Source organism: Paenarthrobacter sp. NPDC089322 (assembly GCF_040684895.1).
Classification (GTDB): domain Bacteria; phylum Actinomycetota; class Actinomycetes; order Actinomycetales; family Micrococcaceae; genus Arthrobacter.
In genome coordinates, this window is sequence record NZ_JBFBGW010000003.1 from 122,449 (window position 1) to 137,320 (window position 14,872).

The window sequence follows — 14,872 nt, forward strand, 5'->3', positions numbered from 1 at the left end:
GGCAAAGCAATCGCCGGCCTGTTCCCGAAGATTTCCGGTGGGCAGGCCCGTGACGGGTGGAGTGCCGGTTTTCGCGAGGACCTATGGTGCGGCCGGGGCCAGGATCGTGAGCCCGTTCCAGCCCGTTCCTATCTTGCTTGCATTTCCCCAGGTCCTGTTGGATAAGACCGGGTAATAGCGCAGTTCACCGATGGTTGTGCGGGCGATGATGCCGGAGGAACCGGAACCGGCGAAACCGCGTACTGCACCCATGCTCGAAATGACATTCCATCCCGTACCGACAACGCCGGGGGCCTCCTGCACGAAATTGCCGCTTCCATTGGAGCGGTACAGCTTGAGGTCGCCTGTGCTTGTTTTCGCGAGGAGGTCGGCGTTGGAGTCCTTGTCGAAATCCATCTGGACAATGTCGAGGCCCGCCCAACCGGCTCCGATGGCAACCCCCGTGGAAACCGTCCTGCCGTTGGGGTTGCTGAAGTAGTACAGGCGGCCGTTCGAGTCGTAGCCGACGATTCCGGGATGGGCGTCGGACTTCTTCCATGTACCGACGCTCAGTGTCCACGCCCTCCAGTTGGTGCCGAGGGATATCGGTGCACCGAAGCCGCTACCGGTCCTGCCCGGGTAGACGTTCAACCTGCCATCCGACCACTGGGCCACTATGTCGAGGGCGCCGTCGTCGTTCCAATCCGTGACGAAGCCTGCTTTTAGTCCCGCCCATCCCGTTCCGATGAGGTCCTCCGGCAGGAGCGCCGTGGTGCCTGTTCCCGGATACCTGTACAGATTGGCGTCGGGCCGGATCGCCAGGAGGTCCTCTTGGTCAATGCCCAGCGTCGTTTCAACATCAAGGGGCGCGCCGCTGATCAGGCTTGCATCGTTCCACCCCAGTCCGACCAGGCTGCGGTTGCCCCAGTTTCCCGAAACTATCGGGTAGTAGAGGAGGTCCCCGCTACCCGCGCGTGCCAGGAGTCCCTGCGAGGCTGCGCCGTGGAAATTGGTTGCGGAAGCGACCGCGGTCATGCTGTCCCAACCGGTCCCGATGACACGGGCGGATTCGTTGTAGAAGCTGCCTACCCCGTTGGAACGGTAGAGACGGAGCGTGCCGTCGCCCGTCCGTGTGACCATGTCCTGGTTGCCATCTGAGTCAAGGTCTAGTTGGTTGAGCTGGTGGCCGCTGAAGCCTGTTCCGATCAGGACGCCGTTCCCCAGGGCTCCACCGGCGGTGTTTGGATATCGGTACAGATTGCCGCGGTAGTCCTGCCCGATCACGCCCGGATATGCGTCCTTGTAGTTCCACCAACCGACCGTCAGTGACATTTCCTGCCACCCCGAGCCGACCTGGATGGGCGAGTAGAAGCTCCCGCCGGGCGCACCCCGGAAGACCTTCAATGTTCCGTCCTGCCATTGGGACAATATGTCCTGGACGCCGTCCTGGTTCCAGTCAACGACGTACAGCGACTTTGCCCCTGCCCAGCCGGAACCAATGGCTACAGGGCCGGTGATGCGTCCGCTCCCGTTCGCTGGAAAGACGTCCAGCCGACCGGAGGAGCTGGTGGTCAGGACGTCGGCGGGCGACTTGATGGAGGGATTCGAGGGGTAGGAAACCCCGCGGGCGAAGGTCCGCAGTTGGTCATAACTGCCGTTGAAGATATTGGAGTCGCCTTGGAACGGCCCGGTGCTGCTGTACTGCCACATGGTGTAGTTGCCCCAGCTGGCGGGCATTGAACCTGGGGAATTGGTGGGATTGGTCCAGTAGGAGGCGAGCCACAGAGGGTAGCTGCCGAACGTCGAGTTTCCTACGCAGGTGTTCCACCAGTCCGTGGTGCTGTAGATGACCGGGAAGCGGCCGGTGAGGGCTTTGACTGTGTTGCCGAAATCAGCGGCCCACTGCCCAAGTTGCGCCTTGGACATGTTGTAGCACGTGTTGCCGAAGTAGAAGCCGTTGATGGTTCTTCCGGCGTAGGGGTTGTACTCGATGTCAAGGACGGGTGGGAGAGTGTAGCCGTCGGCTGTCCAGCCGCCGCCGTTGGCCACGAAGTAGCGGGCCTGGTCTGCGCCGGAAGACCAGTTGGGTATGGCGAAATGGTACGCGCCGCGAACCATGCCCACATTGCGGGAGCCGTCATATTGCTGGGTGTAGTTCTCGTTGAGGTAGTAATTGCCCTCCGACGCCTTGACGTAGGCCCATCGCGAACCCTGGTTCCACTGGCTTTGCCAGTCGACGTTGCCTTGGTGCGCGCTGACGTCCTGCCCGTGGACTCCGATCGTCGGGCGCCAGTGTCCTACATCGGTTGCCATCGGGACGATCCGGCTTACTCCGCGTGAGCCCGCGGTTGCGGAACCGCCCTTGTCATTCTTGGCGGCCATGACCCTGGGGGAGCGCTGCCCCATTTCGGCCCCGCCGGCCGGGATGGCTGCACGCATTGCCGCTTTCATCGCCTCTGCGTTGGGAGCGTCTCCGGGCTTGGCCGGTGATGACGGATCGTTCGGCGAGGGCTCGGGGACAGGCCCCGTGGCCGGCGCGGGGCCGGAAGGCTCGACGGCGGCAGTCGGCTCGGGCTGCCCCGTCAGCGCCGGGGCGGATGGCGCCGGGGCAGGCGATTGGCCGGCACCCGGAACCGCAGGTGGGTACTGGGGAGCCTGTGCAGGGGCGGCCTCACCGCTCACCGACGGGGGAGCTGGCCGCGGTCCGGAGTCTTCTGCCCATGCTATGGCGCTTGGAAAGGTGCCGGCAACGAGAACAATGGCAAGGCCAATCCCGGCCTTGGCCAGGAATCCGGGTCCGACCGTCGCAGCTGAGTATCTTGTCATATCCAAATCCGGCCCTGCGCCGCGGCTCAGCGGGGCATGGTGTGGCTTGCGGACAAGCTCCGGGGCGGGCGCCTGCGCATGAGACCAAAGGCCAGCTCCTAACGGCCTTTACCCTAACATTCTGAAACAGGAGTGACTAGTGGGACGAGCGAGACGAAGGTGACCTTTGTTTCGCACTTATCCACAGGCCGCTGCGGCCCTCTTTGTCGGGCCCCTCCCGCTCGCCTAGCGTAAGTAACTCGAGATGCGCCTCTCGTTTACGGACACGCAGGTTATTGGGGGAATCATGGAGGCATTACGGATCGTTGAGGGCGAAGTCCGGGAACTCATCCGGCGCCGCGGCCTGGATCCGCTGGAACAGCCCGCCGACGTCAGGCGTTTGGTCGAAGCCGCTGTCAGCGACTACGACGAACGCGCGCTCCTGGGGCCTCTTCCCCCAATCGGGTCGCTGGAAACGGCCCGGCAGTATGTGTTTGACGCGGTCGCTGGCTTCGGGCCGTTGCAGCCGCTACTGGACGACCCCAACGTTGAAGAACTATGGATCAACGCGCCGCACGAGGTCTACGTAGCCCGCAACGGCGAATCGGAATTGACGACTGTTGGCTTGAGCGAGCAGCAGGTTCGGGACCTCGTCGAACGGATGCTGAAAAGCTCCGGGCGACGGCTGGATCTATCGTCCCCGTTTGTGGATGCTGCGCTCCCCGACGGTTCCCGCCTGCATGTGGCCATACCCGACGTCACCAAGAGGCACTGGGCCGTCAACATCCGCAAATTCATCGCCAGGGCCAGCCGGCTCGAGCACCTTGTGGAACTGGGCAGCCTGACGCCCCAGGCGGCAAGGTTTCTTGGGGCGGCAGTAGCAAGCGGACTCAACATCCTGGTATCCGGCGCCACGCAGGCAGGGAAGACCACCATGTTGAACTGTCTTGCAGCAGGGATCGGCCCTCGCGAGCGGGTCATCACAGTCGAAGAGATCTTTGAGTTGCAACTCCCCTTGCGGGACGTCGTGGGGCTGCAATGCCGCCAGCCCAATCTGGAGGGCGGGGGCGAAATCCCGCTGCGGAGACTCGTCAAGGAAGCACTTCGCATGAGGCCTGACAGGTTGATCGTGGGGGAGGTCCGTGAAGCAGAAAGCCTCGATATGCTCATCGCACTTAATTCGGGGCTCCCCGGGATGTGCACCGTGCACGCCAACTCCGCGCATGACGCCGTCACCAAGATCTGCACGCTCCCTTTGCTCGCGGGAGCAAATATTTCCAACGCCTTCGTTCTGCCCACAGTCGCCTCATGCATTGATCTGGTGGTGCATTGCAGCCGTCACTCAACCGGCCGCAGGCAGGTCACTGAGATTCTCTCTCTCGGCCGACGCGTAGAGAACGGTGTCATAGAGTCCTCAACAGTATTCCGGATGGTTGAAGGCCAACTGCAGCCCACAGCGAATTCAATGCCTGCCTCCGGGAAGTTTTCCCGGGCAGGTTTTGATGTTGCCGCGCTGCTGGAGTTGAACTGATGGCGCCGTTGCTGGGCATCATCTGTGGCGCCGGCGTTTTCCTCATCTGGTGGTCCGCATGGGACAACCCCTCCAAGGATGCAAGGAAGAGCAGGTCCCGGCCCTTGGAACTGCTGCTGTTGTCTGCCGGGATCGAGAAAGTCTCGGGTGGCGGCCTCCTTCTGAGTTGCGCAGGTTCCGGGCTCCTTGCCATGCTCGTGTTTTTCGTACTGACCGGCTCGCTGCCGGTGGCCCTGTGTTTTGGCGTTTTCGGCGGATGGGCCCCGTTTGCCCTCGTTCGTCGGACGGCGCGTAAGCGACGAATCACACTCCGCCAGCTGTGGCCGGACGTCGTCGACCACCTCCGCTCGGCGATTCGTGCCGGCCTGGCTCTGCCTGAGGCCCTGATCCAGCTCGGACACAACGGGCCCGAAGAGCTACGGAGCTTGTTTCACGATTTCGGTGCCGACTATAGGTCCGGGGGCAACTTCGAGTCTGCACTGAACAAACTTAAGGAGCGACTGGCCGACCCTGTGGCGGACCGGATCATCGAAGCCTTACGGATGACACGTGAAGTGGGTGGCTCCGATCTTGGCCTGATGCTGGGCACTCTGGCAGGTTTCCTGAGGGACAGCTCCCGAACCCGAAGTGAGCTGGAAGCCCGGCAATCCTGGACGGTCAATGCTGCACGGCTGGCCGTGACTGCTCCCTGGGTAGTCCTTGTGGTCATGGCCGGCCGGCCTGAAGCGATGCTGGCCTACAACTCGGGAGTTGGCGCCGTTGTCCTCATCGGCGGCCTGCTGATATCGGTTGTCTGCTACTCCGTGATGCTCAGGGTCGGAGCCTTGCCCGAAGATGAGCGGGTGCTCAGGTGAGGACACCTTCCGCGGCCGCTGTGCTCCTGGGCCTGCTGCTGGGGGCCGGCTCATGGTTGATTCTGGTTCGGCTCCCCTTCATGCGTGGGATGACGTTTGCAGAGCGGGTTGACCCGCAACTGAAATCGCATAACCTCGAATCCCGTCTGCTGCGTACGCCGACAAACAATCTCACTCCCTTCGGCCCGCTTGAGCGAATAGTGCGCCCGGTCATTCGGGACGGAATCAAGTACCTGGGGCGCTTTCACCTCGGAGGTGCCGCCTTGGGAAAGCGCCTGGCGAGGGCGGGAACAGCGAAGTCGCCCTTGGACTTCCGCGCGGAGCAACTGCTGTGGGCCTCAGCCGGGTTCCTCTGCGCCCTGGCCGCTGTCGCTATCAGTGCGGCGTCAGGCCGGTTCAGTCCGGTACTTTCGCTGGCGGGTGTTGCCCTGGGCTCCCTGTGCGGGTACCTGCTGCCCGACTTCATGTTGGGCCGACGCATCAAGCGACGGGAGTCGGCGTTGCTCGCGGAGTTTCCCGGCCTTGCAGAACTGATGGCACTGGCAGTAGCAGCAGGCGAGAGTGCGATGGGAGCAATGGACAGGGTGTGCAGGAGTTCCAACGGTGAGCTCGCCACGGAATTTTCGACTGTCCTTGCTGATACCCGTTCCGGGAAGGCGCTCGCGGAAGCACTTCAGGCATTCTCGGCGCGAACAGAACTTGCGCCGCTTGTGCGGTTCGTCGACGGATTAGTGGTGGCAGTCGAGCGGGGAACACCCTTGGCCGACGTCCTTCGGGCGCAGGCCGCTGATGTCCGCGACGCCGCCAAACGCGAACTCATGGAATCAGCAGGCCGCAAGGAGATCGGAATGATGGTTCCCCTCGTGTTCGGGGTCTTGCCGCTGACGGTCATCTTCGCAGCTTTCCCGGCAGTTGCCGCCCTGGAAATGACGCTATGACTCCACTTCATCAGCCACACCACACACACCATTGGGGAGAAAAATGAAATCACCAGCACACCCGCTGCTTACAGCTGCAACCTTGTACCTCGGCCTGCCTGCCCTGTTCGTCAGGGGAGCGGGAGCAACCCGGAAGTTCCTGGCATCGCAGGAAGACGCTGAGCGGGGCGACGTCCCCGGATGGGTGATGATCACCCTAATGTCCGCGATCCTCGTCGCCGGGCTGCTGGCCATCGCCTCGCCCGCACTCGAGGACCTCTTCGAACAAGCCATGGCCAAAGTGGGCAACTGAGCGTGCCTCGGGCACAGCACGGCATGCGGTCCGGGGAGGAGGGCTCGGCTGTTGTCGACTTCGTGCTGGTTGCTGCGCTGCTGACCGTGTTCTGCATGTCAATCGTTCAGCTCATGCTGGTGCTCCATGTCAGGAACACCCTCATTGATGCTGCAGCGTCCGGAGCCCGGCATGGCGCGCTCGCCGACCGCACGGCCTCGGATGCCCGGGGCAGGGCTACCGAACTGATCACTACGGCGCTCAACGGCGGTTTCGCTGAGGACGTAACAGCTACTGAGATCAGCTACGACGGGATGAATGCCCTCGAGGTTACCGTCAGGGCGCCCCTGCCGTTGGTCGGGATGCTGGGCCCCCGGGGACTTCTGGAGGTGAAAGGGCATGCGATCCTGCCGTGATACGAGTCCGGGCCAAGTCCAGGAGCACGGACGGAGCGAAGAGGGCAGCGCGGTTGTTGAGTTCACTTTTCTGGCTTTGCTGCTCATGGTGCCCGTGGTCTATTTCGTGGTCACTGTGGGGCAAATCCAGGGTGGTTCCTTCGCCGTCGTCGGTGCGGCGGACCAAGCCGCCAAAGTCTTTGTGTCGCAGGCGGAACCAGATGCAGCAACCAAGGCCGCGGAACAATCAGCCGTCATGGCTCTGGAGGACCACGGATTTTCCGCCGCGATGGCCGACGTTGAGATTATCTGCGATCCCGCTGACTGCTCGTCGGCTGGAACCGCCGTCACCGCCGTGGTCCGCCTGACGGTCCCGCTGCCGATGGTCCCGTTTGGAGATGTCTTGCAACTGGACGCCGCACGGTTGACTGCATCTGCCACACAAGTACAAGGGCGATTCCATTGACGCTGCGTCATATGGCACGGCAGCGGCGGGCGCCCGGCGGCCGAAGCGATGGACAAATGAGCGTTCTGATCGTCGGTTTCGTTCTCCTGCTCCTCCTGCTGGCCTCGGTGGTCTTCGCGGCATCAGCCCTTTACCTGGAACGCAAAAAACTGTTGTCCGCGGCTGATGGGGCAGCGCTGGCCGCCGCTGACACCTACCTGGCGACGGATATCCAAGGAACGAATGCTCCCATGGCGTCCTTGACCAATGATCGTGTGCAAAGCGCGGCCGTCAGCTTCCTGGTTGACACCGATGCATACCAGGAGCACGAACAACTACAACTGGGACCTGGAACGGGGAGCGCTCCAGGTGGAACTGCCGTTGTGGTGCTGAGTGCCGTTGCCCGTCCGCCGTTGATCAGTTTCCTGCTTCCGGAAGGGGTCGTCATCGAAGTCCGTTCCACCGCAAGGTCTCGTCTGACGCAATGATGACGCCGCCGCGGGGGCACCACGGCGGATAGCGTAGGCTGGAATGACCATGGCTGATATTGATTTTCCCGCAGAAATCCGCGGACTTCGCGCTACTTACGGCTCCATCGAGAATGTCACGGACATCGAATCCTTGAAGGCTGAGATCGCAGAACTGAGCGAACAGGCCGGAGCGCCGGACCTCTGGGACGATCCCGCGTCCGCCCAAGTGGTGACCTCGCGGCTGTCGCACAAGCAAGCGGAGGTCGAGCGTCTTACCAAGCTCGGTGCTCGCATCGATGACCTCGAAGTACTCGTCGAACTGGGCCAGGATGAGGGCGACGAAGCCTCAATGGCCGAGGCCGCCAACGAACTTTCGTCCATTCGCAAGGCCCTCGCGGAACTTGAAGTCGTCACCCTGTTGTCGGGCGAATACGACGAACGCGAGGCCGTGGTAACTATCAGGGCGGGGGCCGGTGGAGTGGACGCGGCCGACTTCGCGGAGATGCTGTTGCGGATGTACCTGCGCTGGGCGGAACGGCACGGTTACCCCACCACGGTGATGGACACCTCTTATGCCGAAGAAGCAGGTTTGAAGTCCGCAACGTTCGAGGTCAAGGCGCCCTACGCGTTTGGAACACTGAGCGTCGAGGCCGGTACGCACCGCCTGGTTCGGATCAGTCCCTTCGACAACCAAGGCCGCCGTCAGACATCGTTCGCTGCGGTCGAGGTCATCCCGCTGATCGAGCAGACCGATTCCATCGACATCCCCGACAACGAGATCCGTGTGGACGTCTTCCGCTCTTCGGGGCCCGGTGGCCAGTCCGTGAACACAACGGACTCCGCAGTACGCCTGACCCACATCCCCACAGGGATCGTGGTGTCGATGCAGAACGAAAAGTCACAGCTCCAGAACCGGGCCGCTGCCCTGCGGGTGCTTCAATCGCGCTTGCTGTTGCTCAAGAAGGAGCAGCAGGACGCCGAAAAGAAAGCACTGGCAGGGGACGTTAAGGCTTCCTGGGGTGACCAAATGCGGTCCTACGTCCTCAACCCCTACCAAATGGTCAAGGACCTGCGCACGGAACACGAGGTGGGCAATACCTCGGCTGTGCTCGACGGCGACATCGATGACTTCATTGACGCCGGAATTCGCTGGCGTACCGGCAACCGCAACGCGGCAAGCTAGGAAAGGGCCCGCGAGCGACGGGAGGAGCTCGCCGCGCGGGGCAGGGCAGGGCTGATGCCCGCGGATTCAGCGACACGCCCCTGAAACCCCGGGAATCCCGGGTTTCTCGTGCGTATAGTCGAGGAGCCGGTGCTCTCACTTCCCCCATCGAAAGCCCGCGCTCCGGCTGTTGGACTGGGCGAGTACGTCAGGTCCGGCGGGGTTCCAAAAGGGCCATGATCAGATTTGAGAATGTCACCAAGGTCTATGAGCAGAATGCCCGACCGGCGCTCGATTCTGTCAGCCTTGAGATCAACCGCGGTGAATTCACCTTCCTTGTTGGGGCTTCGGGCTCAGGCAAGTCCACGTTCCTGCGGTTGATCCTGAAGGAAGACAAGGCTTCCTCGGGTGCTGTTTACGTTGCCGGGCAAAACGTGGCCAACATCTCCAGTTGGCGAGTGCCCAAACTCCGGCGCGGAATCGGCGTAGTTTTCCAGGATTTTCGGCTCCTGCCGCAAAAGAATGTCTTCGCGAACGTCGCCTTTGCCATGCAGGTGATTGGTAAGAGCCGCTCCATCATCCGGGAAACGGTCCCGGAAGTACTTAAGACTGTGGGCCTGGAAGGCAAGGAGCGCAGGATGCCCCACGAGCTTTCCGGTGGTGAGCAGCAGCGGGTGGCCATCGCCCGGGCGGTCGTGAACCGGCCAGGCATCCTCCTTGCGGACGAACCCACAGGAAACCTGGACCCCATCACCTCCATGGGCATCATGGGTGTCCTGGACAAGATCAACCAGAACGGCACCACTGTTGTCATGGCGACCCACGATGACGACATCGTTAATGAAATGCGCCGCCGGGTCGTGGAACTGGAAAACGGCAAGGTCATCCGTGACGAGGCGAAGGCGCTTTACACGTCGATGATCCCCGTGGTGGGCGCCTCACGGCGGCTGCGGGACGCCAGCGGCGAGGAAATCAACCGCGCGCAGGGGGCCCAGCTGTGAGGCTCCTTTTTATCCTTGGAGAAATCGGCAGCGGCTTGCGGCGCAACCTGTCCATGGTGATTTCCGTGGTCCTCGTGACCTTCGTTTCGCTGACGTTCGTTGGCGCAGCGGGCATGTTGCAGATGCAGATCAACCAGATGAAGGGCTACTGGTACGACAAAGTCCAGGTGGCCGTTTTCCTTTGCAACGAGGGTTCGACGGCGGTCGGTTGCGCTTCGGGGGCTGTGACCCAGGAACAGCAGGACAACCTTCAGTCGATGCTTGAGTCTCCCGCTGTAAAGCAGTACATCAACGATTTCCAATTCGAATCGCAAGCTGAGGCGTACAAACACTTCAAGGAGCAGTTCTCCAACTCACCGATTGTTGACTCGGTCTCCGAGGACCAATTGCCGGCCTCTTTCCGCATCAACATGAAGAATCCGGAAAAGTACCAGATCATCAGCGAAACGTTTTCTTCCCAGCCCGGCGTGGAAACGGTCAGTGACCAGCGCCAGGTGCTTGAAAGAATCTTTTCCTGGATGAACGGGGCTTCTGTTGCCGCCATGGGTGTAGCTGCCGTCATGATCTTCTGCGCTGTACTGCTGATAACCACCACTATCCGGTTGTCTGCTTTCAGTCGCCGCAGGGAAACGGGAATCATGCGGCTGGTAGGTGCCTCCAAGGCAGTAATCCAGTTGCCCTTCATCCTGGAAGGTGTGATTGCCGCCGTCCTTGGCGCCCTGTTGGCATCCACAACCTTGTGGCTGATGGCACATTTCTGGCTCAATGGCGACCTTTCAAGGCAGTTCCTTAACACACCTTTCATCTCGTCGACCCAGGTGCTTGTGATCGCCCCTGTGCTTATTGGGCTGGGTGGGGGCTTGGCCGGGATATCCTCCTTGTTGACCCTCCGGCGCTACTTGAAGGTTTAGCGATGAACCATCAACGCCGACGTGCAACCGTGCTGACAAGCGAAAAAGGACTCATGATGACCACGTTGGACCAGAATTCCCTGCGGCGGCGCCTTGCGTCCGGCCAAGCCCGGATTCTTGGCGCCGTACTCGCGGTGGGTCTCGCTGTCAGCCTCCTTTCCGGAGCTCCTGCGGCCCAAGCCGATGAACTCGATGACCAGCAAGCTGCCCTGGAAGCTGAAGCTGCACGCGTGCAAGCGTCCCTTGAATTCGTTGACTCGAAGATTGCCAAGGCGGCCGGCGACCTGGTGATCTACCAAGGCCGGCTCCCTGGAGCCCAACAGGCCCTTCTTGAGGCCCAAGGACGTGTAGCCAGCGCTGTTAAGGAAGTAGAAGCGTTGGCTGCAAGGGTGGAACTTGCCCAGCAGAACAAAGCCAAGATCACGGAGCAGTTGGAGAGCGACAAGCAGAAAATCAACGACACCAAAAAGCTGATCGGGCAGATCGCATCTCAGGCCTACAAGTCCGGTGGTGTGCCTACGAACATCGCCCTCCTGTTTGGGTCGAATGAATCCGGGAGCCTGACGGAGTCCATGGACCTGGCCGACCAGGCCATGCGAAGCCAGAACGCGGCCATGACCAAATTGACCCAGCAGAATGCAACCAACGTCAATTCCCAGGCGAGGCTTGCGGCCGTTGAAGCGGAGATCCAGGACCTGAAAGCAAAAGCTGACGCCGCCCTGGAACGAGAGAAGGCTGCGCGTGACGAGGCAGCCAGCAAGAAAGCCGAAGTAGACAAGCTCATCGAGGACACCACGCGCCTGAACGGCCAGCTCCAAGCCGCACGGCCCGTCATTGAAGCCGATCTTGCCCGTGTGAAGGCTGAGCAGGACTCCGTGGCAGCGGAAATCGTCGAACGGGACCGGAAGCTTCGAGAGGCATGGGAAGCCGAACAGCGACGCTTGGCAGCGGAGGCCGCTGCAGCTGCGGCCGCCGCAGCGGCAGCACAGGGGAGGCCGGCGCCGCCGGAAGTGCCCTACGTGCCGCCTGTTGGTTCGCCTTCGGCTTTTGGTTTGCGCCATCCCTTCGCCAGCTACGTACCCATCACGTCAGGATTCGGCTGGCGGGCGACACCGCCTGGCACCATCGATTTCTACGGAACGGGCGGATACATGCACACCGGTATCGACTTCGGCGCCGCTTGTGGAACTCCCGTGTATGCCGCTGCGGCCGGCACGGTTTTCAACTCGGGTTGGAACTCCGCGGACGGTGGGGGCTGGCGGGTCAAGCTGTCACATGGCGTTGTGCAAGGTAATTCGCTCACCACGATCTACTACCACAACAGCAGCATCGTGGTTGCCAACGGCCAACACGTATCGCAGGGGCAATTGATTGCCTATTCGGGGAGCACCGGCAACTCTACAGGCTGCCATGCGCACTTCGAGACGTGGCTCAACAGCGCCGCCGTCGACCCCATGACCCTGCTTTAGGGAATCAGTCGACGCCACGCGCGGTTTCACCGCCGTGCTGGCGTACACTGGTTGGAATCCGCAACCAACAAGGAGTTCTACCGTGCCCAAGGAAAGTGGCCGTAAGGTAGTGGCCACCAATCGGAAGGCCCGGCATAACTACCATGTCCTGGATACCTACGAAGCAGGCATTGCGCTTATGGGTACGGAGGTCAAGTCGCTCCGCGAAGGCCACGCCTCAATGGTGGATGGCTTTTGCACCTTCTACAACGATGAGTTGTGGATGGAGGGAATCCACATTCCCGAGTACAACCAAGGGAGCTGGACCAACCACGCTGCCCGCCGTCGTCGTAAGCTCCTCCTCCATCGGGAAGAACTGGACAAGATTTCGCATAAAATCCGCGAGTCCGGCTTTACTGTGGTGCCCCTGCAGCTTTACTTCCTGGACGGGCGGGCCAAGGTCGAAATCGCCATTGCCCGCGGCAAGAAGGATTACGACAAACGCCAAACGCTCCGCGAGCAGCAGGACAAGCGTGAATCGCTGCGTGAACTGCGGGAGCGGAACCGCCGCTAACCCGGCAGCGGATTATGGGCAACATAGCTCGTGTCCCGGGAATGATCGACACGGAACATGCGTTATGATGGATAGTCCGGTAGGAATTCGATGGTTCGATCCGCCTGCCGGTTTGGTAACAAAATACGGGGATGATCGGTTTCGACGATGTTAGTCGCGACAGGTGAAGCGGGCCGAGGATGCAGAATTATCTCGTAAACGCTGTCTGCAAACCAATAAGTGCCGAATCTAAGCGCACTGACTTCGCTCTTGCTGCCTAAGCAGTAAGACAGTCCGTCAGCCCGGGGTTGCTATCGCCCCGGTTCCTGGCGTCATTTAGATAGCCACTGCTGTTTGCCTTCGTCATTGAGGTAAACGGGACTCTTAGATGACTGGGCCCGGATCAGCCACCTGTTTGCAGGATGGCTGGGGCCGAGAAAATCCGACGCAAACTGCGCCCGGAGAAGCCCTGACAACACGACATCGGACGGGGGTTCAATTCCCCCCATCTCCACCCTGAAGACCCTCGGATCCTTGTGATCCGGGGGTTTTCTTTTATCCGGCAGCCGGCGTTCACCCACGGCGTAGGCGAATCCGGACTAGCGTCCCCTTGAAAGTCGTTGTATTCGATAAGCACTGTACGAAGACCAGTGACGGGATGCATGGCGGTGGCAGGAGGCATGTGATGAGCACCGAGCCGGATTTTGAACTACCTGAGGATCTGCCTTCGCCGTTGGCGCGGGGGGAAGACGTATCAGGTTCGTACGCTGATGATGATGCGGCGATGGACGCCTATTCGACCATCGTCATCCGTGTGGCAGAATCCGTCACGCCCCACGTGGCCGCGATTGAAATGACGAGCACACGCCGTGGACAGGTGCGGATGGGCAGCGGTTCGGCTGTGGTCTTCACTGGTGATGGCTATATGTTGACCAACGCGCACGTAGTGGCAGGCATCCAGTCGGGCCGCGCCGTGTTCGCAAACGGCAAAAACAGCGACGTAGAGTTGGTTGGTGCCGATCCGCTCTCCGATCTGGCAGTCGTCCGTGGTCTGCGGTCCACGCCTCCGCCAGCCATCCTGGGGAACGCCGATTCCCTGCGGGTTGGGCAATTGGTGATCGCGGTGGGCAACCCGCTCGGCTTGGCGGGATCGGTGACCGCCGGCGTCGTCAGTGGTTTGGGGCGTTCCATTCCCGTACGGGCGGGGGAGCACAGGCGTGTCATAGAAGACGTCATCCAAACGGATGCAGCACTGAACCCGGGAAACTCCGGGGGCGCGTTGGCTGACACCCGGGGACGGATCGTCGGTATCAACACAGCGGTGGCGGGACTGGGCCTCGGATTGGCTGTCCCCATCAACAAGACCACGCAGCGCATCATTGCGTCCCTCCTCAAGGATGGCAGGGTTCGACGCGCCTACCTGGGCTTGGTGAGTACACCCATCCCGCTTGACGCCAGCGCTGTGGTCCGGACCGGGCAGAAAGAGGGCCTCCGGGTGGTGGAAGTCATCGCCGGCTCACCGGCAGAATCATCCGGACTCCAACCAGGGGATTTGGTCCTCCGCGCGCTGGGACGTGCGGTTTCCAGCGCGGAAAGTCTCCAGAAACTCTTGTTCGCCGAGGCGATCGGCGAGCCGTTCCTACTGACGGTGCTCCGGGAGGGGAAGATACTGCAGCTCATGGCGGTACCTTCCGAGATGAGCCAACCGCGCTGATACGGGCTAGGACTGCTCCTTGGGGACGTCCACGATGCCTACGAACCGGCTGCCGATGCCGTCGTATTCGCTGCGGACATCTCCCGGGAAGAGCTCCGGCAACTCGTTGTTCCGATGATGTCCGCAGAACACGAAGGAGAAGTCAGGCCACCATTTCTTTGGCCGCACCGCCTCCGAGTATCCGCACACTGCACACGTCAGGTGGATCCAGACCGGTCGTTTACCCGTTCGGTTGGCACGTGACTGGAGCAGCCAGGCCGGCGGATTTTCCTGGAGCTCGCGGAACTCCGCATCGGAAACGCGCGGTGGGATCCCGTGGCGCTGGGCCATTTCCATGGAAATATCGAGGGCCAGGGCTGCGTCACGTCTACTCATCACCATTCAACGATACGGGA

Annotated in this window: 15 protein-coding genes and 1 other RNA gene; 14 read left to right on the forward strand and 2 right to left on the reverse strand. The window is 61.5% G+C overall.

Annotation, left to right across the window (positions count from 1 at the left end):
* Window positions 1-81 precede the first annotated feature (81 nt).
* Window positions 82-2,805 carry a GH25 family lysozyme gene (locus tag AB0N65_RS04530; protein WP_364158283.1) on the reverse strand — a complete coding sequence of 908 codons (2,724 nt, stop codon included), beginning with the start codon at window positions 2,803-2,805 and terminating at the stop codon, window positions 82-84.
* A 286-nt stretch (window positions 2,806-3,091) separates the two neighbouring features.
* Here AB0N65_RS04530 and AB0N65_RS04535 point away from each other — a divergent pair, with 286 nt between their 5' ends.
* From AB0N65_RS04535 to AB0N65_RS04600, 14 genes are all read left to right on the forward strand, one after another.
* A complete protein-coding gene (locus AB0N65_RS04535) occupies window positions 3,092-4,315 on the forward strand; it encodes an ATPase, T2SS/T4P/T4SS family (protein WP_364158840.1) in 1,224 nt (407 codons plus the stop codon).
* Window positions 4,315-5,169 (forward strand): type II secretion system F family protein, encoded by an 855-nt coding sequence (locus tag AB0N65_RS04540; RefSeq protein WP_364158286.1) that lies wholly within the window; start codon window positions 4,315-4,317, stop codon window positions 5,167-5,169. The genes AB0N65_RS04535 and AB0N65_RS04540 overlap by 1 nt, the downstream gene beginning before the upstream one ends.
* The gene (locus AB0N65_RS04545; protein ID WP_364158289.1) at window positions 5,166-6,107 is read left to right on the forward strand and encodes a type II secretion system F family protein; all 942 of its coding nucleotides are present in this window, start codon (window positions 5,166-5,168) and stop codon (window positions 6,105-6,107) included. The genes AB0N65_RS04540 and AB0N65_RS04545 overlap by 4 nt, the downstream gene beginning before the upstream one ends.
* 43 nt (window positions 6,108-6,150) lie before the next feature.
* Window positions 6,151-6,399, forward strand: coding sequence for a hypothetical protein (locus tag AB0N65_RS04550; RefSeq protein WP_364158292.1), 249 nt, complete (start codon window positions 6,151-6,153; stop codon window positions 6,397-6,399).
* Between the two features lie 23 nt (window positions 6,400-6,422).
* Window positions 6,423-6,794, forward strand: a complete 372-nt coding sequence (locus tag AB0N65_RS04555) for a TadE family protein (protein WP_364158843.1) — start codon at window positions 6,423-6,425, stop codon at window positions 6,792-6,794.
* Window positions 6,778-7,239: a hypothetical protein gene (locus AB0N65_RS04560; RefSeq protein WP_364158295.1), complete on the forward strand. Its 462-nt coding sequence runs from the start codon at window positions 6,778-6,780 to the stop codon at window positions 7,237-7,239. Before AB0N65_RS04555 ends, AB0N65_RS04560 begins: the two co-directional genes overlap by 17 nt.
* Before the next feature lie 56 nt (window positions 7,240-7,295).
* Complete coding sequence (locus AB0N65_RS04565; RefSeq protein WP_364158298.1) at window positions 7,296-7,706, forward strand: pilus assembly protein TadG-related protein; 411 nt, start codon at window positions 7,296-7,298, stop codon at window positions 7,704-7,706.
* 49 nt (window positions 7,707-7,755) lie between these two features.
* Window positions 7,756-8,871 (forward strand): peptide chain release factor 2, encoded by a 1,116-nt coding sequence (gene prfB, locus AB0N65_RS04570; RefSeq protein ID WP_364158301.1) that lies wholly within the window; start codon window positions 7,756-7,758, stop codon window positions 8,869-8,871.
* 215 nt (window positions 8,872-9,086) lie between these two features.
* A complete protein-coding gene (gene ftsE / locus AB0N65_RS04575; RefSeq protein WP_364158304.1) occupies window positions 9,087-9,851 on the forward strand; it encodes a cell division ATP-binding protein FtsE in 765 nt (254 codons plus the stop codon).
* Complete coding sequence (gene ftsX, locus AB0N65_RS04580; protein ID WP_364158307.1) at window positions 9,848-10,762, forward strand: permease-like cell division protein FtsX; 915 nt, start codon at window positions 9,848-9,850, stop codon at window positions 10,760-10,762. The genes ftsE and ftsX overlap by 4 nt, the downstream gene beginning before the upstream one ends.
* 56 nt (window positions 10,763-10,818) lie before the next feature.
* Window positions 10,819-12,231 (forward strand): peptidoglycan DD-metalloendopeptidase family protein, encoded by a 1,413-nt coding sequence (locus AB0N65_RS04585; protein WP_364158846.1) that lies wholly within the window; start codon window positions 10,819-10,821, stop codon window positions 12,229-12,231.
* 82 nt (window positions 12,232-12,313) lie between these two features.
* A complete protein-coding gene (gene smpB / locus AB0N65_RS04590) occupies window positions 12,314-12,784 on the forward strand; it encodes an SsrA-binding protein SmpB (RefSeq protein ID WP_364158310.1) in 471 nt (156 codons plus the stop codon).
* A 127-nt stretch (window positions 12,785-12,911) separates the two neighbouring features.
* Window positions 12,912-13,280, forward strand: a transfer-messenger RNA (tmRNA) gene (ssrA, locus tag AB0N65_RS04595).
* A 267-nt stretch (window positions 13,281-13,547) separates the two neighbouring features.
* Window positions 13,548-14,477, forward strand: a complete 930-nt coding sequence (locus AB0N65_RS04600; RefSeq protein WP_364158849.1) for a trypsin-like peptidase domain-containing protein — start codon at window positions 13,548-13,550, stop codon at window positions 14,475-14,477.
* Between the two features lie 6 nt (window positions 14,478-14,483).
* On the opposite strand, the gene AB0N65_RS04605 is transcribed toward AB0N65_RS04600, so the two are convergent.
* Window positions 14,484-14,858 (reverse strand): hypothetical protein, encoded by a 375-nt coding sequence (locus tag AB0N65_RS04605; protein ID WP_364158313.1) that lies wholly within the window; start codon window positions 14,856-14,858, stop codon window positions 14,484-14,486.
* Between the last annotated feature and the right edge of the window lie 14 nt (window positions 14,859-14,872).

Excerpts from the sequence above, each read along its gene's own strand:
- AB0N65_RS04605 (WP_364158313.1), bottom strand. The coding sequence starts at position 14,858 with ATGGTGATGAGTAGACGTGACGCAGCCCTGGCCCTCGATATTTCCATG.
- AB0N65_RS04540 (WP_364158286.1), top strand. The coding sequence starts at position 4,315 with ATGGCGCCGTTGCTGGGCATCATCTGTGGCGCCGGCGTTTTCCTCATC.
- AB0N65_RS04600 (WP_364158849.1), top strand. The coding sequence starts at position 13,548 with ATGGACGCCTATTCGACCATCGTCATCCGTGTGGCAGAATCCGTCACG.
- ftsE (WP_364158304.1), top strand. The coding sequence starts at position 9,087 with ATGATCAGATTTGAGAATGTCACCAAGGTCTATGAGCAGAATGCCCGA.
- prfB (WP_364158301.1), top strand. The coding sequence starts at position 7,756 with ATGGCTGATATTGATTTTCCCGCAGAAATCCGCGGACTTCGCGCTACT.
- AB0N65_RS04560 (WP_364158295.1), top strand. The coding sequence starts at position 6,778 with ATGCGATCCTGCCGTGATACGAGTCCGGGCCAAGTCCAGGAGCACGGA.
- AB0N65_RS04550 (WP_364158292.1), top strand. The coding sequence starts at position 6,151 with ATGAAATCACCAGCACACCCGCTGCTTACAGCTGCAACCTTGTACCTC.
- AB0N65_RS04585 (WP_364158846.1), top strand. The coding sequence starts at position 10,819 with ATGACCACGTTGGACCAGAATTCCCTGCGGCGGCGCCTTGCGTCCGGC.
- AB0N65_RS04565 (WP_364158298.1), top strand. The coding sequence starts at position 7,296 with ATGAGCGTTCTGATCGTCGGTTTCGTTCTCCTGCTCCTCCTGCTGGCC.
- AB0N65_RS04555 (WP_364158843.1), top strand. The coding sequence starts at position 6,423 with ATGCGGTCCGGGGAGGAGGGCTCGGCTGTTGTCGACTTCGTGCTGGTT.
- AB0N65_RS04535 (WP_364158840.1), top strand. The coding sequence starts at position 3,092 with ATGGAGGCATTACGGATCGTTGAGGGCGAAGTCCGGGAACTCATCCGG.
- AB0N65_RS04530 (WP_364158283.1), bottom strand. The coding sequence starts at position 2,805 with ATGACAAGATACTCAGCTGCGACGGTCGGACCCGGATTCCTGGCCAAG.